Origin of the sequence: Streptomyces sp. MUM 2J (genome assembly GCF_022414535.1) — a bacterium.
In the GTDB taxonomy this organism is placed as follows: Bacteria; Actinomycetota; Actinomycetes; order Streptomycetales; family Streptomycetaceae; genus Streptomyces.
This window is the reverse complement of the sequence record NZ_JADWYM010000008.1, coordinates 152259-170323: the sequence shown is the minus strand read 5'-3', so window position 1 is coordinate 170323 and position 18065 is coordinate 152259. Positions and strand designations below refer to the sequence as shown.

Genomic DNA, 18065 nt, shown 5'->3' with positions numbered 1-18065 from the left:
CCGCGCATGTTCTTCACCTACCTGAGGCGCGAACTGCGCCGCCGCAGAAAGGCGGCCCTCGTCGTCGCCTCCGGACTCGCCCTGGGCATCGCGCTGGTCATCGTGGTCGACTCCGTGTCCTCAGGCATGGGGAAGGCGCAGGACAGGGTTCTGCAGTCGTTGTACGGCCTGGGCACGGACATGACGGTCACCAAGGCCGCCTCTCCGACGGCGGACGGCTCGCAGCGGCCCCGCTTCCAGTTCGACGCCCGGGACGACGACTCGGACGAGGAGCAGAGCAGCGACCGCGTCATGGTGCGCGGCTTCCAGACCCTGTCCGCCGCCACCGTGACCGACGTCGGCGACCAGAAGGGCGTCGCGGACGCGGCCGGCGGGCTGAACCTCCAGGTCGTCAAGGTCAGCGGGCAGTTCACGCGCGGCCGGTTCGAGCAGAACGGCAGCGGCGACACCGGCCGGGGCCGGGGCGGCGGGCAGCCCAGCGGTGAAGTGAAGGGCGGCGGCGCCGAGTTCGACGTCAACAACTACTCCGTCTTCGGCACCGACGTCACCAAGCCCGCCCTCGGCCCGCTGACCAGTTCCGAGATCACCAGCGGTCGCACGTTCACGACGTCGGAGACCGACGGCAAGGTCGCCGTCGTCGACTCCGCCTACGCCAAGGAGAAGAGCCTCAAGGCCGGCTCCACCGTCACCATCAAGGGCACCGCGTTCTCGGTGATCGGCATCGCCACCGCGGACAGCGGCGACGCCGCGGCCAACGTCTACATCCCGCTCAAGCAGGCACAGACACTCGCCGACTCCGCGGACAAGGTCACCACCATCTACGTCAAGGCGACCGACTCCCAGAAGATCGACAGCGTGAAGTCGGCGATCCAGAAGAACGTCTCGGGGACGACCGTGACGACCTCCGCCGATCTCGCCGACACCGTCTCCGGGTCACTGTCGACCGCCTCCTCCCTCGCCACCACCGTCGGCACGTGGCTGTCGATCGTGGTGCTGGTCGCCGCGTTCCTGGTCGCCGGTCTGCTGACCTCCTCGGCCGTGTCCCGGCGCGTCCGCGAGTTCGGCACGCTCAAGGCGCTGGGCTGGAAGTCCGGCCGGGTGACCCGGCAGGTCGTCGGTGAAGCGATCGTCAACGGGCTGCTCGGCGGCGTCCTCGGCATCGCCCTCGGCCTCGCGGGCGCCTACGCGGTGACGGCCGCCAGCCCCACGCTCCAGGCCCGGCTCGGCGGTGGCGGCGCCGGCGGTGGCTTCGGCGGGCGCGGCGGCTTCGGCGGACCGGGCCGAGGGGCGGCGAGCCGGACCCTCGACGTCGCGCTGACCGCGCCCGTGAGCCCGGCCACGGTGGTCCTCGCGGTGGGACTCGCGGTGGCGGGCGGACTCGTCGCCGGCGCCTTCGGCGGCTGGCGGGCGTCCCGGCTGCGTCCGGCCGACGCCCTTCGCCGGGTCGGGTAGACCGCCCCGGACACCCCGACCACCCCTACCGGCAATGGAGTTGACCCACCCGTGTACGAACTCAGAAACGTCACCAAGCTCTACACCCGCGGCAAGGAAGCCGTGCACGCCCTGAACGGCGTCGACCTGACCATCGCCGACGGCGACCGCCTCGTCATCCAGGGCCCCACCGGCGGCGGCAAGTCCACGCTGCTGCAGATGCTCGGCGGCCTGGACCGGCCCACCTCCGGTGAAGTCGTCCTCGACGGCACCGACCTGGCCAGGCTGCCCGAGGCCCGGCTCACCAGGGTGCGCAGCGAGAACATCGGCTTCGTCTTCCAGTCCTTCAACCTCATCCCCACCCTCACCGCGCAGGAGAACGTCGAGACCGCGCTCGTACCCCTCGGCATCAAGGCGAAGGAGCGCCGTGAACGGGCCGCCGAGGCACTGGGGTCGGTCGGTCTGGGCGAGCGGCTCGGGCACCTGCCCGGCGAGATGTCCGGCGGGCAGCAGCAGCGCGTCGCCATCGCCCGTGCGCTCGTGAAGCAGCCGAAGGTGCTGCTCGCCGACGAGCCCACGGGCAACCTCGACGAGGGCATGCGCGACGAGATCATGGACGTGCTCGAACGCATGTGGAAGGAACTGGGCCTGACGTTCGTCATGGTCACCCACGACTCCGCGATCGCCCGGAAGGCCCCGCGGCTCGCGACCATCCGCAAGGGGAGCATCACGGTTCGCGAGAACGCCGCGCCGTAGCGGACCGCGGCACCGAGTCGGGCAGGTGCCCCGGAACCGAGGGGGCGACGCACCACCGTCGCCACCCGAGGCGCACTGCGCGCCGGAAGGCCCCGGTACCCGGGGGCGACGCGGCACCGAGGCGGGCGGAACGCCCCGGCACCGGCGGACCCGGCCGGCCCCGGGCCTTCACCGCGTCGGCGGTCTACGGTGCCGTGCTCCCGGCGCGGGTCGCGTCCGCGCCCCAGCTCGCCAGCAGCCGCAGCGCCTCGGCCGAGGCGGAGCCCGGCTCGGCGTGGTAGGTGACGAGGCTCTGGTCGGAGCCGTCCGTCAGCCTGAGCGACTCGAAATGCAGGTCCACCTCGCCGACCAGCGGGTGACGCAGGCGCTTGAGACCGTGGTTCTTGTCCTTGACGTCGTGCGTCGCCCACAGCCGGCGGAAGTCCTCGCTCTTCACCGACAGCTCGCCCACGAGGGCGGACAGCCGCGGGTCGTCCGGGTAGCAGCCGGCGTCCATGCGCAGCACGGCCACGATGTCGATGGCCTTCTGCTCCCAGTTCACGAACAGGTCCCGGTACTCGGGTCGCAGGAACACCAGCCGCGCCCAGTTCCGCTCCTCCACCGGAAGCTGCGACCAGTCGCCGAAGACCGCCGCCGCCATCCGGTTCCACGCCAGGATCTCCGTGCGCCGCCCCACGACGTACGCCGGGACGCCGTCCATCGCGTCCAGCAACTGCGGCAGCGCGGAACGCACGTGCTGCTGCCGGGCCGCCGGCTTCTTCTTGTGCTGCTTCGGCTTCGCCAGGTGCGTCAGATGCGCGTGTTCGGCGTCCGTCAGCCTCAGCGCGCGGGCGATGGCGTCCAGTACCTCCGCCGACACGTTGCGCCCGTTGCCCTGCTCCAGCCGCGTGTAGTACGCCACCGACACCCCGGCCAGTTGCGCCAGCTCCTCCCGGCGCAGTCCCGGCACCCTGCGGTGCCGGCCGAAGTCCGGCAGCCCGACGTCCTGCGGCTTCAGCCGGGCACGCCGGGTCCGCAGGAACTTGCTGAGCTCGGCGCGCCGGTCCAGACCGGCGCCGGTCTCCGGAGCGGGCGCGGCGCGTTCATCCATATGTCCAGTATTCCTGGTCGTACGTCCATGAGCCTGACCCGGCCAGTGGTAGGCACGGCAGACGTACGCCGAACCGTGGTCTGGGTGGATGCCCGCGGCCGTTGCAGGCTGGACACCGTGCCCGGCCGGAAGACGGGACGGGCACGGATCCGCCCCCACAGGAGAGACCCCCGACATGACCACTGTTGCCGCGTACGCCGCACCCGCGCCCAAGGCTCCGCTGGAGCGCACGACGATCGAACGCCGCCCGGTCGGTGAGTTCGACGTCCTGATCGACATCAAGTACGCCGGTATCTGCCACTCCGACATCCACCAGGCGCAGGAGGGCTGGGGCGAGGCCATCTTCCCGATGGTCCCCGGCCACGAGATCGCCGGTGTGGTCGCCGAGGCCGGCCCGGGCGTGACCCGGTTCGCCGTCGGAGACCGGGTCGGCGTCGGCTGCATGGTCGACTCCTGCCGTGAGTGCGACAACTGCAAGGCCGGCCTGGAGCAGTACTGCACCAGCGGGATGACCGGCACCTACAACGCGATCGGCAAGGACGGCGAGCCGACCTACGGCGGCTACTCGCAGAAGATCGTGGTCGACGAGAACTACGTCGTCGGCATTCCCGACGGCCTCTCCCTCGACGTCGCCGCACCGCTGCTGTGTGCCGGCGTCACCCTGTACTCACCCCTCAAGCACTGGGGTGCGGGCCCCGGCAAGAAGGTCGCGATCCTCGGCATGGGCGGCCTCGGCCACATGGGCGTGAAGATCGCGCACGCGCTGGGTGCCGAGGTGACCGTGCTGTCGCAGTCCCTGCGCAAGAAGGACGACGGCCTGCGCCTGGGCGCCGACCACTACTACGCCACCAGCGACCCGAAGACCTTCCAAGAGCTGACCGGCAGCTTCGACCTGATCGTCTCGACGGTCTCGGCACCGCTGGACTTCAACGCCTACCTGACCCTGCTGAAGACCCGCGGAGCCCTGGTCAACGTGGGCGCCCCCGAGGAGCCCGTCGCACTGAACCTCTTCTCCGTGATCGGCGGCGGCAAGACCCTCGCCGGCTCCATGATCGGCGGCATCGCCGAGACCCAGGAGATGCTGGACTTCTGCGCCGAGCACGGCTTCGGCGCAGAGATCGAGCTGATCGGCGCCGACCGGATCAACGAGGCGTACGAGCGGGTCGTCGACAGCGACGTCCGCTACCGCTTCGTGATCGACACCGCGACGATCTGACCTCCTGACCTCCTGACCTCCTGACGTCTGGACGTCTGGACGTCCCGGCCTCCGGCGCTCCGCCCGTCCCCGCAGGCACCTCTGCCTCGGGGGCGGGCCGCCCCACGCTCGCCCGCGGCTGTCCGGGCCGCGGCCGACCCGCCGGGGCACGGCCGCGGAGTAGCGTGGGCGGGAGGGAAGGTCCGCGAGAGGTGTGCGAGGAGGCCCGGGCGGAGCGCCCGCGACGTGAGAGCGGACACCCGCGACGGGGAACGCCCGCGAGGGGAGATTCGGTGATGACCGTCCGGCTGAACCACACCATCGTCGCCGCACACGACCGCCAGGCCTCGGCGCGCTTCCTCGCCGACATCCTCGGTCTGGAGGTGAGCCCGCCGTACGGCCCCTTCATCCCGGTCGCCGTCCCCAACGGCGTCACCCTCGACTACATGGCCACCGAAGGCCGCATCGCCCCGCAGCACTACGCCTTCCTGGTCTCCGAGGACGACTTCGACGCCATCTTCGGGCGGGTCCGCGAGGCCGGACTGACCTACTGGGCGGATCCGCTCCACCGGCACCCCGGCGAGATCAACCACAACGACGGCGGCCGGGGCGTGTACTTCGACGACCCCAACGGCCACCGCCTGGAACTCCTGACGAGACCCTACGGCAGCGGCGGCTGACACCGCCTCAGGTCGGCCGGTCCACCGTCGGCGGGGCGCCCGAACGACTCACCGGCCGCACCCGGGCGGTCCACGGCGCCTCCCATGAGCCGGAGGTCAGTGCGGCATCGTGGCGGGGCTGCCCCCGTTGGCCTCGTAGCCCGCGACCGCCAGCGCCCGGAAGACCGCGAACTCCGCCGCCGGGTCGTCGAACAGGGTCCACGGCAGGGCGCCGACATGGCCGTCGACGTGGGCCAGCTGGTCCATGGCCTCGGCCCAGCGCTCGGCCCGGACCAGGAAGAACAGCAGCAGATGCCGCACGTGCGCGAGCATCGGGTCGTCCGGGTCCGCCGTGTGCACCGCGTGGAGGGCGCCGTGGACCGCCCGGGTGACGACCTCACTGCGGTAGAACCCCTGCACCAGGTTGAGTTCGGGCAGGTGCTCGAAGACCGCGAAGAGGGGCAGTCCGGCCAGCAGCGAGCCCTGCGGAGCGCGGGCCGCCGCGGTCTCGGCGAACCGGTACGCCAGCTCGCGCGAGCCGTGCCACTTCTCGCACCAGTACTGCAGCGCCGCCAGGTGTGCGCCCATGTGGTGAGGGGCGCGGTCGAGGGTCTTCAGCCAGAGCTGCTCGAACTCCTTCTGGGAGTAGCCCAGGCCCCGGGCCACGGACAGTTCCACGATGTATGGCACCGGGTCGCCGGGGGCCAGCAGGGCAGCGTCGGCCACGGCCGACCTCGCCTCCTCCATGATGATCCGGAACGCTTCGGAGCCCGGTGCCGCCGTCCGCCACGCCTGCTGCACCAGGAACTCGGCGTGCACCGCGGCGCCGCCCGCGTCCTTGGGCGCCTCCGCGCGCCACACCCGCAGCCACTGCCCGCCCGGTATCTCCCCGACTCCGCCGGGCCGCCGCTGCAGCTCCAGCGCCGCCGCCCCGGCGAACGCCTGCACGCGCTGCCAGCGGTACTCGCCCTCGGTCTCGGTGCCGGCCAGCAGCTGGGCGGCGGCCCTGTAGTCCCCGGTGCGCTCCACCAGCTCCAGGACGTCCGTCAGATCCTGGTCGGGGCCGGGCATGCGGACGTCCAGCTGCTCCTCGCGGACGAAGCCGTAGGTCGCGGGATCGGCCGCGTCCGGGTGGCCCGCGGGGACCTGCTCGATCATGGCCCGCCTGCGCCGTACCAGCGGGAGCAGCACGAAGCCGATCATGACCATCGCGATCAGGACCCAGAGAATCTTCATGCCTCAAGCGAACCAGACGCCGACGGCACATGGCCAACCCGGTCGGCGGGCCTGTGGAAAACCTGGCGGAGCCGGCGGCCGGGTACGGCGCCGGGGCGCCGTTCGGCCACCGCGCACACTACGCTCGGGCCCATGAGCGACAGGCACATCAGTCAGCACTTCGAGACCCTCGCGATCCACGCGGGCAACACCGCCGATCCCCTCACCGGCGCGGTCGTCCCGCCGATCTACCAGGTCTCGACCTACAAGCAGGACGGCGTCGGCGGCCTGCGCGGCGGCTACGAGTACAGCCGCAGCGCCAACCCGACCCGCACCGCCCTGGAGGAGAACCTCGCCGCCCTGGAGGGCGGACGCCGGGGGCTCGCGTTCGCGTCCGGACTGGCGGCCGAGGACTGCCTGCTGCGTACGCTGCTCAGCCCGGGCGACCACGTCGTCATCCCGAACGACGCCTACGGCGGCACCTTCCGCCTCTTCGCCAAGGTCGTCTCCCGGTGGGGCGTGGAGTGGTCGGTCGCCGACACCAGCAGCCCCTCCGCCGTACGGGCCGCGATCACCCCGCGGACGAAGGCCGTGTGGGTGGAGACCCCCTCCAACCCGCTGCTCGGCGTCACCGACATCGCCGCCGTCGCCCAGATCGCCCGGGACGCCGGCGCCCGGCTCGTCGTCGACAACACCTTCGCCACGCCCTACCTCCAGCAGCCGTTGTCGCTTGGCGCGGACGTCGTCGTGCACTCCCTCACCAAGTACATGGGCGGGCACTCGGACGTCGTTGGCGGCGCGCTGATCGTGAACGACCAGGAACTGGGCGAGGAACTCGCCTACCACCAGAACGCCATGGGCGCCGTGGCCGGGCCGTTCGACTCCTGGCTGGTGCTGCGCGGCACCAAGACGCTGTCGGTGCGCATGGACCGGCACAGCGAGAACGCCGCGAAGGTCGCCGACATGCTGACCCGGCACGCGCGGGTGACGCGGGTGCTGTACCCCGGCCTGGGGGACCACCCCGGTCATGAGGTCGCCGCCAAGCAGATGAAGGCGTTCGGCGGCATGGTGTCCTTCCGCGTCGAGGGCGGCGAGGAGGCGGCCGTGGCGGTCTGCAACCGCGCGAAGCTGTTCACCCTGGGCGAGTCCCTCGGCGGTGTGGAGTCCCTGATCGAGCACCCGGGCCGGATGACCCACGCCTCCGCCGCGGGCTCCGCCCTGGAGGTCCCCGGCGATCTCGTACGGCTGTCCGTCGGCATCGAGAACGCCGACGACCTGCTGGAGGACCTCCAGCAGGCCCTCGGGTGACCCACCCGTAGTCCCGCAGGGCACGGCGGGGCCCGGCGAGCGGTCCGGCGGCCACCGGCCGCCGCCCCGCAGGTCACCACTGCGGCGGGTCCCCGCTCCGGCAGGGTCGCCGTCCGGTGGCTCGGCGTCCGGCAGATCACTCGGCAGGCCACCGATCCGGCAGGTGCCACTGAGGCTCGTCACCGATCCGCCGGGCGACCGATCCGCCAGGTCACCAGTCCGACAGGGGCGGCGTCGTCTCCGAGGGCGGAGTTCCCCACGGCTGGACGGCCACCGCCCAGACGGTGAGCGCGACGGCCGCGGCGACCAGCGACACCCACAGCAGGCGTCGCGCGACCACCCGGTGCCGCAGCATCCGGGTGCCCCGGCGGACGGCCGCCGGGTACAGGTCCGGCGGTGTGACGGGCGGCATCCGTTCCATGATCCGCCGCGCCGCCGCCTCGCGTTCCGCCCGGCTCACGACCGCCTCCCGCCGCCGGCGCCCCGCTGTCGGCGCCCCGCCGCACGCTGCCTCATGACGGCGCCGCCCCCGCCTCCACCGCCGCGGGCCTGCGCGGAGGGTGCAGTACGGTCGCGGTCGCGCGGTCGCACAGGGCGTGGACGCGTTCCTGGGGAATTCCGAGCAGGGCCGCCACCTGCTCCTCGCCGACGCCCTCGAACAGCCGCAGCACGATGATCAGCCGCTCCCGCGGGCCGAGATGGGCGAGCGGACTGGCGGGGTGGACCCGGGCGCGGGAGAGCAGGCCCCCGCGGTGGTGCCAGGCGCCACGGGCGAAGCGGGTGGCCAGATACTCGCGGGCACGGTCGTAGGGGTCCTCGCCGCGCAACCGGTCCCACACGGCGTACGTGTGGGCCAGAGCGAGCGTCAGCAGACGACGCGCGCGCGGGTTGTCGTCCGGCGCCTCGCCGGTGAGCAGCGTCGCGGAGTGCAGCAGCCGCCCGGCCGCGCCCGCGACGAACGACTCGAACTCCCGGGCCCGCCGGGCACCCTGGGACGCATGCCGTTCGCACACCGCGCCTCCCCCTCAGGGCGACCAAGACGTCAGGGACCCTGCCGCGCCCGGAGGCCGAACCGTCGAGCGGCGCCGCACACGGCAGTACGGCACGCGCGGGTGTTCGATCCCGGATGGGACGAGGGCCCGGTCTCATATGAGGCCAGGGGTGCCCTTTCGGTCAAGAGCCGCGCACGCGGCCGAGTGCCGGCCCTGCCGCCGGGCGGCTCACGAGGTGCTGGCCGCCGGCTCCGGGCCCGTCACGCCATGGGCCGCCTGCCGCGCCGACAGGGCGTCGTTGAAGCGGGTGAGGAGCGCGCAGAACGTCTCGCGGTCCTGAGGTGCCCAGTCGTGGGTCAGCTCGGCCATCAGCTGGCGCCGGGAGGACCGCACCTCTTCCAGGCGCGCCCGGCCGCGCGGGGAGAGCTGGAGGACGACCGCGCGCCCGTCCTCCGGGTGGGAGGTCCGCTTCACCAGGCCGGTGTCCACCAGCGGCGCCACCTGCCGGGTCACCGTAGAGGAGTCGATGCCCATGCTCGCGGCGAGCGCCTTGACGCCCATGGGGCCCTCTTTGTCGAGCCGGTTGAGCAGCAGGTACGCGGCGCGGTCCATGGAGTTGCGCACCTGTCCGACACCGCCCAGCCGGGTCTGTTCGGCGCGGCGGGCGAACACCGCCACCTCGTGCTGGAGGGTGTCCAGAAGACCGGTGTCACCGACGGTCGTCACGTCCGTCGACATGTCGGGGGTTGTGGGCATGGCCGGGGGCTCACTTCGTGGAAGGCTGCTGGTTGGGGGACAGGGTACGCGGACGGGGCGCCGCCCGTACCGAGGGTGCGCGAACCCGTCTCGCCGGTCGGTCACAGCCGGTCCGGGCGGGTGTGAACTGCGAGACTTGCATCATGAATCTCCGTAGGGCCGCATCCCTCCCGCCCGTCACCCTCGACGACGTGCGCGGGGCCCAGAAGATGCTCAGCGGCGTCGCACGCGTGACCGCCGTGGAAGGCAGTCGGCGGCTGTCGCAGCTGGTGGGCTCGCCGGTCCACTTCAAGTGCGAGAACCTCCAGCGCACGGGGTCGTTCAAACTGCGCGGCGCCTACGTCATGATCGCCGGTCTGCTGCCCGAGCAGCGGGCGGCCGGCGTCGTCGCGGCGAGCGCCGGCAACCACGCGCAGGGCGTCGCCCTGGCGTCGTCGCTGCTCGGAGTGCACGCGACGGTGTTCATGCCGAAGGGCGCCCCGCTGCCGAAGATCAGCGCGACCCGGGAGTACGGCGCCGAGGTGCGTCTGCACGGCCAGGTCGTCGACGAGACGCTGGCCGCCGCCCAGGAGTACGCGGCGTCGACGGGCGCGGTCTTCATCCACCCCTTCGACCACCCCGACATCATCGCGGGCCAGGGCACCGTGGGCCTGGAGATCCTGGAGCAGTGCCCCGAGGTGGGCACGATCGTCGTCGGTATCGGTGGTGGCGGGCTCGCGGCCGGTATCGCGGTCGCGGTGAAGTCGCTGCGGCCCGACGTGCGGATCGTCGGCGTGCAGGCGGAGGGCGCCGCCGCGTACCCGCCGTCGCTGGCAGCCGGGCACCCGGTGGCGATCGCGCATCCGGTGACGATGGCGGACGGCATCAAGGTCGGCCGGCCCGGCGACGTGCCGTTCGGGATCGTCGCGGACCTGGTGGACGAGGTCCGTACGGTGACCGAGGACCAGCTGTCGACCGCGCTGCTGCTGTGCCTGGAGCGGGCCAAGCTGGTCGTGGAGCCCGCCGGGGCGAGCCCGGTGGCGGCGCTGCTCGGCGACCCCGGGGCCTTCGAGGGGCCGGTGGTGGCGGTGCTGTCCGGCGGCAACGTCGACCCGCTGCTGCTGCAGCGCATCCTGCGGCACGGCCTGGCGGCGCAGGGCCGCTACCTGGCGGTCCGGGTGCGGCTGACGGACCGGCCGGGGGCGCTGGCGGCGCTGCTCGGGGTGTTGTCAGTGGTGGACGCTAACGTCCTCGACGTGAGCCACGTACGGACCGACCCACGGCTCGGGCTCACGGAGGCGGAGGTCGAGCTGCACCTGGAGACCAAGGGCCCGGAGCACTGCGCCGAGGTCGGCCAGGCCCTGCGCGAGGCGGGGTACACGGTCATCGTCTGAGGCGCCGGGACGCCGGGCGGCACAGAGGCGCGAAGGAGCGCGTCACCGATCGGGAAAATCCGTTGAGAGACGCGATACATCGCGTTATGGTCTGGGTCACGAGAAGGCGTCCGGTCCTGTCCGCCATGCCTTCCCCCGGACCACCCCACAGGCCGACCGCCGGACCGCCACCAGGACCGTCCGCCGGACCGCCGGGCGGACCGAACCGCCCGAATCTAGGCTTTCCGAAGCATCCTCCGACGACGTGGAGACACATATGCCAGGCGCCATCTACGCCGAAGGCCTGGTCAAGACCTTCGGCGACGTCAGGGCTCTGGACGGCGTCGACCTCGACGTGCCCGAGGGCACCGTCCTGGGCCTGCTCGGGCCCAACGGCGCGGGCAAGACCACCACGGTCCGCTGCCTGACCACCCTGCTGCGCCCCGACCGGGGCCGGGCGGTCGTCGCGGGCCTGGACGTCCTCAAGCATCCCAACGAGGTGCGGCGCTCGATCGGCCTGTCCGGCCAGTTCGCCGCGGTCGACGAGTACCTGACCGGCCGGGAGAACCTCCAGATGGTCGGCGAGCTCTACCAGATGCGGGCCAGGGCCGCGAAGGCCCGGGCCACCGACCTGCTGGAGCAGTTCGACCTCGCGGACGCCGCGGACCGGCCGGCGAAGACCTACTCCGGCGGCATGCGGCGCCGCCTGGACCTCGCGGCGGCACTGGTCGTCTCCCCGCCCGTGATGTTCATGGACGAACCGACGACCGGCCTCGACCCGCGCAACCGGCAGCTGCTGTGGGAGGTCATCAAGCAGCTCGTCTCCGGCGGCACCACTCTGCTGCTCACCACCCAGTACCTCGAGGAGGCCGACCACCTGGCGCACGAGATCGCCGTCGTCGACCACGGCCGCGTCATCGCCCGCGGAACCTCCGACGAGCTCAAGGCCCGCACGGGCGGCGAGCGGGTCGAGGTGGTCGTCCACGAACGCGAGGACATCCCGGCCGCCTCCGAGGTGCTGACCGGCTTCGGCAAGGGCGAGACCACCGTCGAGGAACACATGCGCAAGCTGGTCGTGCCCGTCACGGGCGGCGCCAAGCTGCTGGCCGAGGTCATCCGGGAGCTCGACTCCCGCGGCATCGAGATCGACGACATCGGGTTGCGCCGGCCCACCCTCGACGACGTCTTCCTGTCCCTGACGGGACATGTCGCCGAGGCGGACGGCGCGGAGGCCGGCCAGGAGACCGCCGGCGACGCCGTCGAGCAACACACCAAGGAGGCCGCCAAGTGAGCGCCGTCACCGACACCGTACCGACCGCCTCGCCCGGCAACCCGGTCGTGCAGTCCGTCCGCGACGCCCTGGTGATCGCCAAGCGGAACCTGATCCGCATGACCCGGATCCCCGAAGTGGTCGTCTTCGGGCTGGTCCAGCCCATCATGTTCGTGGTGCTGTTCAGCTACGTCTTCGGCGGCTCGATCAACGTCCCCGGTGCGGGGCTCAGCCCCTCGGGGTACCGCGAGTTCCTGATGGCGGGCATCTTCGCGCAGACCGTCACGTTCGCCACCGCCGGAGCGGGCGCAGGCATCGCCGACGACATGCACAAGGGCCTCATCGACCGGTTCCGCTCGCTGCCCATGGCACGAGGCGCGGTCCTCACCGGCCGCACCCTCGCCGACCTGGTGCAGACGACCCTGACCCTGGTGGTCCTCGCCGCCGTCGCCGTCCTCGTCGGCTGGCGTACGCACGAGAACGTCGGCGAGGTGCTCGCCGGATTCGGTCTGCTGCTCCTGCTGGGCTACGCGTTCTCCTGGATCGGCGCGCTCATCGGCCTCTCCGTGCGCACCCCGGAGGCGGCCACCTCCGGAGGGCTGATCTGGCTGTTCCCGCTGACGTTCATCTCGAACGCGTTCGTGCCGTCGGAGAACATGCCCACGTTCCTCCAGACCATCGCCAACTGGAACCCGTTCAGCGCCACCGTGCAGGCCTGCCGCGAGCTGTTCGGCAACCTCCCGCCGGGCTATCCGGTGCCGGACGCCTGGCCCATGCAGCACGCGGTGTGGGCGTCCGTGCTGTGGTCCCTGCTGATCATCGTGGTGTTCCGGACGCTGGCGGTCCGCAAGTACCGCTCCGCCACCGGCTGACCAGCCCATGACGAAGCCCCCGGTTCCGGGGGCTTCGTCGGGTCCTGGCCCGGGGACCTGACGGGTCCCTCAGCGGGTCAGCCGTTGTACGGATCGGCCTGGAGGATCTTCACCGAGGCCTTCCTGCCGTTCGGCAGCTCGTACTCCGCGTCCTCGCCGACCTTGTGGCCGATCACGCCGGCGCCCAGCGGGGACTGCGGTGAGTACGTCTCGATATCGGCACTGGCGTACTCGCGGGAGGCGAGCAGGAAGGTCAGCGTGTCGTCCTCGTCGCCGTCGAAGGCGATCGTCACGACCATGCCGGGCGCGACCGCACCGTCCGTGGACGTGGGAGCCTCGCCGACCTGGGCGTTCTCCAGGAGCTGGGTGAGCTGGCGCACACGGAGCTCCTGCTTGCCCTGCTCCTCCTTGGCGGCGTGGTACCCACCGTTCTCGCGCAGGTCGCCCTCCTCGCGCGCGGCCGCGATCTTGGCGGCGATCTCCGAGCGCGCGGGACCAGTAAGGTACTCAAGCTCGTTCCTGAGCTTGTTGTACGCCTCCTGAGTCAGCCAGGTGACGTTCTCGCTGGTCTGGGTCACAGGTGCTCCTCGTCGGTACTGGGAATACAAAGCATCGCCCTACCCAGAAGAATGTTCCCTCTCGGGTGGGCGAAACCACGAGCCTAACAATTCAGGGGCCGAAGGGGGAGGACATAAGCCCTAAGAATTACGTCGGTGCAGGTCAGCACGTACGTATTGCGGACCGCGTGGTGCCCCGTGCGGCGGTGGACCACTGCGTGCACCGGACCCCCGGACCCCCCGGCGTACGACGTACCCCGATCAGTCGCCGTGACAGCCCAGCAGCTCCGCCGTGGTGCCCCGGGCCGTCGTACGCAGCGTGACGACCTTGTCGATCCGTGTGTCCGCACCGGAGAAGCGGAAGTCGGCCCGGCCCACCTCCGCACCGTCCGCGGACTGGGACCGCACCGTGCAGTAGCCGCTCGCCCCGGCGTCCTTGTGGACCTCCAGGTGCACCCGGACCGCCTTGTCCGAGGTGGCCTGGAAAGTGATCACCTGGGCGCTGATGGAGGTGCCGGCGACGTAGTGGTAGCCGAACCAGCCGACCACCGCGATCAACACGGCGCCCAGGCCCACGCCGACGACCCTGAGCGTGCGGTCGGAGCGCTCGTCCGAGGAGCGGCCGTAGCGGCCCTCCGGCACGCGCGTGCTCACCGTACTCATGATCGTCCTCTCGGAGGGGCCCTCACAGGGGCGGGCAAAGGTCCGAAAGCGGGCGCCCGGGCCGGGAGCCCGGAATTAATCGCCGCCCGATTCGGTCACTATAGAAGCCGCCGATCGCCCCAGCCGACACCGGGGCGCCGACTTGATGAGGATTGAGTCTTGACTGACCAGCTGCGACTGATGGCCGTCCACGCCCACCCCGACGACGAGTCGAGCAAGGGCGCGGCCACCATGGCGAAGTACGTGTCCGAGGGGGTGGACGTGCTGGTGGTGACCTGCACGGGTGGGGAGCGCGGCTCCATCCTCAATCCCAAGCTCCAGGGTGACAGCTATATCGAGGAGCACATCCACGAGGTCCGCCGCAAGGAGATGGACGAGGCCCGCGAGATCCTCGGCGTGAGGCAGGAGTGGCTCGGCTTCGTCGACTCCGGCCTGCCCGAGGGGGACCCGCTGCCGCCCCTGCCGGAGGGCTGCTTCGCGCTGGAGGACGTCGACGTGGCCGCCGGCGAGCTGGTGCGGCAGATCCGCTCCTTCCGTCCGCACGTGGTCACCACCTACGACGAGAACGGCGGCTACCCGCACCCCGACCACATCATGACCCACAAGATCTCGATGGTGGCGTTCGAGGGCGCGGCGGACGCCGGGAAGTACCCCGAGGACGAGTTCGGGCCGGCGTTCCAGCCGCAGAAGCTCTACTACAACCAGGGCTTCAACCGTCCACGCACCGAGGCTCTGCACCGGGCCCTGCTGGAGCGCGGCATGGAGTCCCCCTACGGCGACTGGCTCAAGCGCTGGGACGACTCCGACCGCCCCGAGCGGACGCTGACCACCCACGTCCCGTGTGCCGACTTCTACGAGATCCGGGACAAGGCCCTGATCGCGCACGCCACCCAGATCGACCCCGACGGGGGCTGGTTCCACGTGCCGATGGAGATCCAGAAGGAGGTCTGGCCGACGGAGGAGTATGAGCTCGCGAAGTCGCTCGTGGACACTTCCCTCCCCGAGGACGACCTCTTTGCGGGCATCCGCGACAATGCCTGACATGAGCGCAAGCGTGAGCCTGGCAGTGACGCACCTCGTCCCCCTCGCCAAGGAGGTCGACGAGAACAAGGTCACCCCCGGCGTCCTCGGCTTCATCGTCTTCGCGGTGATGGCCCTGGCGGTGTGGGGGCTGATGAAGTCCATGAACAAGCACATGGGCAAGGTCGACTTCAAGGAGAGCCCCGGCGCCAAGGCCCCGGCCGCCGGCCAGGAGGGCGATCCCTCCGGCCGGGTCGAGCCGCAGAAGGGCTGAGGGCCGGCACAGCGGCACCCCGCCCGCCCGGCCGGTCCCACGGACCGGCCGGGCGCTGTGCCGTGGCCGCGGACCGGCGGCCGACACCCCACGGGCCGCCCGCGTCGCGGCCCCGCACCACCCCCACCCTCTTCTCCGGCGTCCGCCGGCCGGGAACACGACGGTGCCGGCCGCCCGCATCCGCATGCCCGAGCAGGCCAGAGCCACCCCTCCGCCGTGTACGCGCGCCTGTCCGTGGCGCGGGGGCGGGGCGGGGGCCGGTGCGCGAGGACGGGGGCATGCCCCGTCGACTCGCGCGGGCCACGTCCCCGCTCCTCCTTCGGCACGCGGACACCCCCGTCGACCGGTGGGCATCGCCGCGGACGTGTGCGGCGAGCGGCCGGACGGGGTCAAGGACGCCTGGTCCCAGGGTCAGGCGGCCGCTCTTCCGAGTGGGCACCGCGAGCGCCGCGGGTACGAGTGGTGAGGTCTCATGCGGCGACCCCGGGCCCGGCCGGGGTGAGGTAGTGCACCGCGGTCTGTTCCGCGTGCGGGGCGAGCAGACTCTGCAGCTCCTTCGCCGCCGTCCTGAGCAGATGCCCGTGGCTGGGCTCCTGCAGGGTCTCGAGGATGAAGGCGACGTGGGTGGAGTCCTCGGTGACGCGGGTGCGGTGGGCGTCGCGGTGGTTCCAGTGCCGGGTCAGGATGCTGGCGGTGTCGGCGTAGACGACCTCGCCGGGCTTGGGGTTCTCCACGGTGTCCGGTTCGCCGAGCGGGGTGAACTCCTCGCCGCCGTCCGCGTACCGGATGTCCACGTCGCCTTTGACCTGGTCCAAGTCGAAGGCGCCGGCGGGCAGTCCGTGACGGACGGAGACGCTGTTGTAGGAGTCGACGGCCGGGTTGATGCGGGGCAAGGTGCCCTTCTTGGCCATACGGCGGCCGAGCGCGTCGACGCTGGGGCGGACGCGACGGGGGTTGGTGCCGAAGGAACGGTACGCGGTGTGCCATGCCTCGATGCGGGGATCGCTCTCGTCGGCGGGACTCCAGGAGCCGTCGGCGAGCTGCCGCTCCAGGTCCTCCAGCGCGTGGGCGGTGGCGGGCCAGGGCTCGTGGCCGCGCAGGCCGGTGGCGGTGACCAGGGCGATGAGAGTGCCGGGGAAGGCGTCGGCGACGGCGGGGGCGATGCGGAAGACGGTCATGGGAGGTGGGTTTCCTACGGAGGGAGGGGGTGGCTTCCAGCGGCAGACGAGCTGGTCGCCCTACTGGCGTGCGGCAGGCAGGTCGGCACGCGGGCCACCCGCGGTGGGACGGACGGTGCCGGTGGTGCGGTGCTCGACAGGTGTGTGGCCCGGCTCCTTGGGGGTGGGTGAGGGGCGAGGAGGGTGGTGGACGACAGGGCAGGGGCGGTGATCACGGCGGCGGGGAGGCGCCTCCCACTGCGTGCGCGCGTATGAACAGTAGCGGTACGGGCCCCGACCGAGGTCGGGATGGCGGTCGAGGAGGCGCTCTCCTGCCGGTGACCGGACGGCCCGCGCCCCCGCCCGACGGCGTCTGATCCAGACGGATCAGCCAGGGGGCGACGGCGGCGCCGGAGCAGGAGCCGGTCGGCGGCACCGTGCGGGGACCAACGGGCCGCCCGGCGGCAGGCTCTCCGCCTCACGCGGTGCGAAGGGAGGGCCCGGCTCGGGCATCATGGCGGGCATGTCTGCACTGGGAGTTCAGGACGTCCTCGCGGCCATCGAGAGCGGGCTTTCCGACTGGCGGAAGCTCGCCCAGCCCCTTGTGGCTCGCTTTCGGAGCGCGGACGCCGTCAGCGCCGCGGAGTTCGCGGCCGCCGTCACACGCGAAGCGGCTGCTTTCCGGTACGAGATACCGGACATCCGGCTGGGGCCCGGGTGCGTCGACGTGACCCTCTACACCGTGCACGCCGAGAGCGGGCGGCGGCAGGTGACGGATGAGGAACTGGACCGGGCACGCGCCATCAGCGCACTCGCGAAGGAGTACGGTCTGCGCGCTGTTCCCGGCGAGGTCACCCAGATCGAGCTGGTCCTCGACGCACCCTCGGTGGCGGCATCGGGGCCGTTCTGGGCCGCGCTGCTCACCGGGGACCCCGGCAACACCCCCGTGCTGGACACGATCTTCGATCCGACGAACCGGGTCCCCAGCACGTGGTTCCAGCGCACCGAGATCCAGCCGGCGCCCCGTCAGCGCTGGCACGTCGACCTCTGGTTGGCACCGGAAGCAGCGGACGGCCGCATCGCGGCCGCGCTCGCCGCCGGGGGCACGGTGTTCGAGGACAGTCACGCCCCGTCGTACACCGTCCTCGCCGATCCCGACGGCAACCGGGTCTGTGTGTGCACGGCTTTCGGCCGGACCTGAGAGGACATACCGAAGGCGTGATCGCGGTCCCCGGTTAAGGGGACAGGAAGTGAATGGCACCGGTCTATAGCATCACTCGCGATAGGGAAGCGCTGCGGGGTCTTCGCGGCATTGTCGTCGCGAATGCGCAAGGGGCTGGCTGAGGCGAGAAATTGGCGAGCTGACAGACGGTACTGATCGCCGTGATGGCGAATGTCGACAGCGCCTTCGGTGGGGCTCCACCGAGTTCCCGTTGCGGTGAATGAACGTGTCCGACGCTCCGCATTCACGGCAAGTACGCCGACGGCGTTGTGATGC

Annotated in this window: 19 protein-coding genes; 11 read left to right on the top strand and 8 right to left on the bottom strand. The window is 71.7% G+C overall.

The genetic code is table 11. The features are described from left to right. The first annotated feature begins 6 nt into the window (after nt 1-6). Both I3F54_RS10810 and I3F54_RS10805 read left to right on the top strand, forming a co-directional pair. Nucleotides 7-1452, top strand: a complete 1446-nt coding sequence (locus tag I3F54_RS10810) for an ABC transporter permease (RefSeq protein WP_240118460.1) — start codon at nt 7-9, stop codon at nt 1450-1452. 51 nt (nt 1453-1503) lie between these two features. Beyond that, entirely contained in the window at nt 1504-2187 is a 684-nt protein-coding gene (locus tag I3F54_RS10805) for an ABC transporter ATP-binding protein (RefSeq protein ID WP_240118459.1), read from the top strand. Nucleotides 2188-2371: 184 nt separating this feature from the next. On the opposite strand, the gene I3F54_RS10800 is transcribed toward I3F54_RS10805, so the two are convergent. Next, a complete protein-coding gene (locus tag I3F54_RS10800) occupies nt 2372-3277 on the bottom strand; it encodes a helix-turn-helix transcriptional regulator (RefSeq protein WP_240118458.1) in 906 nt (301 codons plus the stop codon). Between the two features lie 175 nt (nt 3278-3452). Between I3F54_RS10800 and I3F54_RS10795 the strand changes: the two genes are divergently transcribed. Then, nucleotides 3453-4493 carry an NAD(P)-dependent alcohol dehydrogenase gene (locus tag I3F54_RS10795; protein WP_240118457.1) on the top strand — a complete coding sequence of 347 codons (1041 nt, stop codon included), beginning with the start codon at nt 3453-3455 and terminating at the stop codon, nt 4491-4493. A gap of 275 nt (nt 4494-4768) precedes the next feature. Next, nucleotides 4769-5152: a VOC family protein gene (locus tag I3F54_RS10790; RefSeq protein ID WP_240118456.1), complete on the top strand. Its 384-nt coding sequence runs from the start codon at nt 4769-4771 to the stop codon at nt 5150-5152. 96 nt (nt 5153-5248) lie between these two features. On the opposite strand, the gene I3F54_RS10785 is transcribed toward I3F54_RS10790, so the two are convergent. Next, entirely contained in the window at nt 5249-6367 is a 1119-nt protein-coding gene (locus tag I3F54_RS10785) for a hypothetical protein (RefSeq protein WP_240118455.1), read from the bottom strand. Nucleotides 6368-6499: 132 nt separating this feature from the next. On the opposite strand from I3F54_RS10785, the gene I3F54_RS10780 reads away from it, so the two are divergent. Further along, a complete protein-coding gene (locus I3F54_RS10780; protein WP_240118454.1) occupies nt 6500-7654 on the top strand; it encodes a cystathionine gamma-synthase in 1155 nt (384 codons plus the stop codon). Nucleotides 7655-7865: 211 nt separating this feature from the next. On the opposite strand, the gene I3F54_RS10775 is transcribed toward I3F54_RS10780, so the two are convergent. The 3 genes from I3F54_RS10775 to I3F54_RS10765 all read right to left on the bottom strand — a co-directional run bounded on the left by I3F54_RS10775 (nt 7866) and on the right by I3F54_RS10765 (nt 9384). Then, nucleotides 7866-8114 (bottom strand): hypothetical protein, encoded by a 249-nt coding sequence (locus I3F54_RS10775; RefSeq protein WP_240118453.1) that lies wholly within the window; start codon nt 8112-8114, stop codon nt 7866-7868. A 52-nt stretch (nt 8115-8166) separates the two neighbouring features. After that, nucleotides 8167-8667, bottom strand: a complete 501-nt coding sequence (locus I3F54_RS10770; protein WP_240118452.1) for a sigma factor-like helix-turn-helix DNA-binding protein — start codon at nt 8665-8667, stop codon at nt 8167-8169. A 207-nt stretch (nt 8668-8874) separates the two neighbouring features. Then, nucleotides 8875-9384 carry a MarR family winged helix-turn-helix transcriptional regulator gene (locus I3F54_RS10765; protein ID WP_240118478.1) on the bottom strand — a complete coding sequence of 170 codons (510 nt, stop codon included), beginning with the start codon at nt 9382-9384 and terminating at the stop codon, nt 8875-8877. Nucleotides 9385-9545: 161 nt separating this feature from the next. On the opposite strand from I3F54_RS10765, the gene ilvA reads away from it, so the two are divergent. From ilvA to I3F54_RS10750, 3 genes are all read left to right on the top strand, one after another. Further along, complete coding sequence (ilvA, locus tag I3F54_RS10760) at nt 9546-10775, top strand: threonine ammonia-lyase (protein ID WP_240118451.1); 1230 nt, start codon at nt 9546-9548, stop codon at nt 10773-10775. 256 nt (nt 10776-11031) lie between these two features. Beyond that, on the top strand, nt 11032-12045 hold the full coding sequence (locus I3F54_RS10755) for an ATP-binding cassette domain-containing protein (protein ID WP_240118450.1): 1014 nt from the start codon (nt 11032-11034) through the stop codon (nt 12043-12045). Next, the gene (locus I3F54_RS10750) at nt 12042-12896 is read left to right on the top strand and encodes an ABC transporter permease (RefSeq protein WP_240118449.1); all 855 of its coding nucleotides are present in this window, start codon (nt 12042-12044) and stop codon (nt 12894-12896) included. The genes I3F54_RS10755 and I3F54_RS10750 overlap by 4 nt, the downstream gene beginning before the upstream one ends. A 77-nt stretch (nt 12897-12973) precedes the next feature. Here I3F54_RS10750 and greA read toward each other — a convergent pair whose 3' ends face one another. Both greA and I3F54_RS10740 read right to left on the bottom strand, forming a co-directional pair. Beyond that, nucleotides 12974-13474, bottom strand: coding sequence for a transcription elongation factor GreA (greA, locus tag I3F54_RS10745; RefSeq protein WP_240118448.1), 501 nt, complete (start codon nt 13472-13474; stop codon nt 12974-12976). 240 nt (nt 13475-13714) lie between these two features. Further along, nucleotides 13715-14116, bottom strand: coding sequence for a DUF4307 domain-containing protein (locus I3F54_RS10740; RefSeq protein ID WP_240118447.1), 402 nt, complete (start codon nt 14114-14116; stop codon nt 13715-13717). 159 nt (nt 14117-14275) lie between these two features. Here I3F54_RS10740 and mca point away from each other — a divergent pair, with 159 nt between their 5' ends. Both mca and I3F54_RS10730 read left to right on the top strand, forming a co-directional pair. Further along, nucleotides 14276-15157 (top strand): mycothiol conjugate amidase Mca, encoded by an 882-nt coding sequence (gene mca / locus I3F54_RS10735; RefSeq protein ID WP_240118446.1) that lies wholly within the window; start codon nt 14276-14278, stop codon nt 15155-15157. Then, nucleotides 15150-15410, top strand: coding sequence for a hypothetical protein (locus I3F54_RS10730; protein ID WP_240118445.1), 261 nt, complete (start codon nt 15150-15152; stop codon nt 15408-15410). Before mca ends, I3F54_RS10730 begins: the two co-directional genes overlap by 8 nt. Before the next feature lie 470 nt (nt 15411-15880). On the opposite strand, the gene I3F54_RS10725 is transcribed toward I3F54_RS10730, so the two are convergent. Next, nucleotides 15881-16588 (bottom strand): B3/4 domain-containing protein, encoded by a 708-nt coding sequence (locus I3F54_RS10725; protein ID WP_240118444.1) that lies wholly within the window; start codon nt 16586-16588, stop codon nt 15881-15883. A gap of 502 nt (nt 16589-17090) precedes the next feature. On the opposite strand from I3F54_RS10725, the gene I3F54_RS10720 reads away from it, so the two are divergent. Next, nucleotides 17091-17768 carry a VOC family protein gene (locus tag I3F54_RS10720; RefSeq protein WP_240118443.1) on the top strand — a complete coding sequence of 226 codons (678 nt, stop codon included), beginning with the start codon at nt 17091-17093 and terminating at the stop codon, nt 17766-17768. Nucleotides 17769-18065: the final 297 nt, after the last annotated feature.

Bases quoted from the DNA above. Each gene is read 5' to 3' on its own strand.
- I3F54_RS10810 (WP_240118460.1), top strand. From the start codon at position 7: ATGTTCTTCACCTACCTGAGGCGCGAACTGCGCCGCCGCAGAAAGGCG.
- I3F54_RS10800 (WP_240118458.1), bottom strand. From the start codon at position 3,277: ATGGATGAACGCGCCGCGCCCGCTCCGGAGACCGGCGCCGGTCTGGAC.
- I3F54_RS10795 (WP_240118457.1), top strand. From the start codon at position 3,453: ATGACCACTGTTGCCGCGTACGCCGCACCCGCGCCCAAGGCTCCGCTG.
- I3F54_RS10790 (WP_240118456.1), top strand. From the start codon at position 4,769: ATGACCGTCCGGCTGAACCACACCATCGTCGCCGCACACGACCGCCAG.
- I3F54_RS10785 (WP_240118455.1), bottom strand. From the start codon at position 6,367: ATGAAGATTCTCTGGGTCCTGATCGCGATGGTCATGATCGGCTTCGTG.
- I3F54_RS10780 (WP_240118454.1), top strand. From the start codon at position 6,500: ATGAGCGACAGGCACATCAGTCAGCACTTCGAGACCCTCGCGATCCAC.
- I3F54_RS10765 (WP_240118478.1), bottom strand. From the start codon at position 9,384: ATGTCGACGGACGTGACGACCGTCGGTGACACCGGTCTTCTGGACACC.
- ilvA (WP_240118451.1), top strand. From the start codon at position 9,546: ATGAATCTCCGTAGGGCCGCATCCCTCCCGCCCGTCACCCTCGACGAC.
- I3F54_RS10755 (WP_240118450.1), top strand. From the start codon at position 11,032: ATGCCAGGCGCCATCTACGCCGAAGGCCTGGTCAAGACCTTCGGCGAC.
- I3F54_RS10740 (WP_240118447.1), bottom strand. From the start codon at position 14,116: ATGAGTACGGTGAGCACGCGCGTGCCGGAGGGCCGCTACGGCCGCTCC.
- I3F54_RS10730 (WP_240118445.1), top strand. From the start codon at position 15,150: ATGCCTGACATGAGCGCAAGCGTGAGCCTGGCAGTGACGCACCTCGTC.
- I3F54_RS10725 (WP_240118444.1), bottom strand. From the start codon at position 16,588: ATGACCGTCTTCCGCATCGCCCCCGCCGTCGCCGACGCCTTCCCCGGC.
- I3F54_RS10720 (WP_240118443.1), top strand. From the start codon at position 17,091: ATGTCTGCACTGGGAGTTCAGGACGTCCTCGCGGCCATCGAGAGCGGG.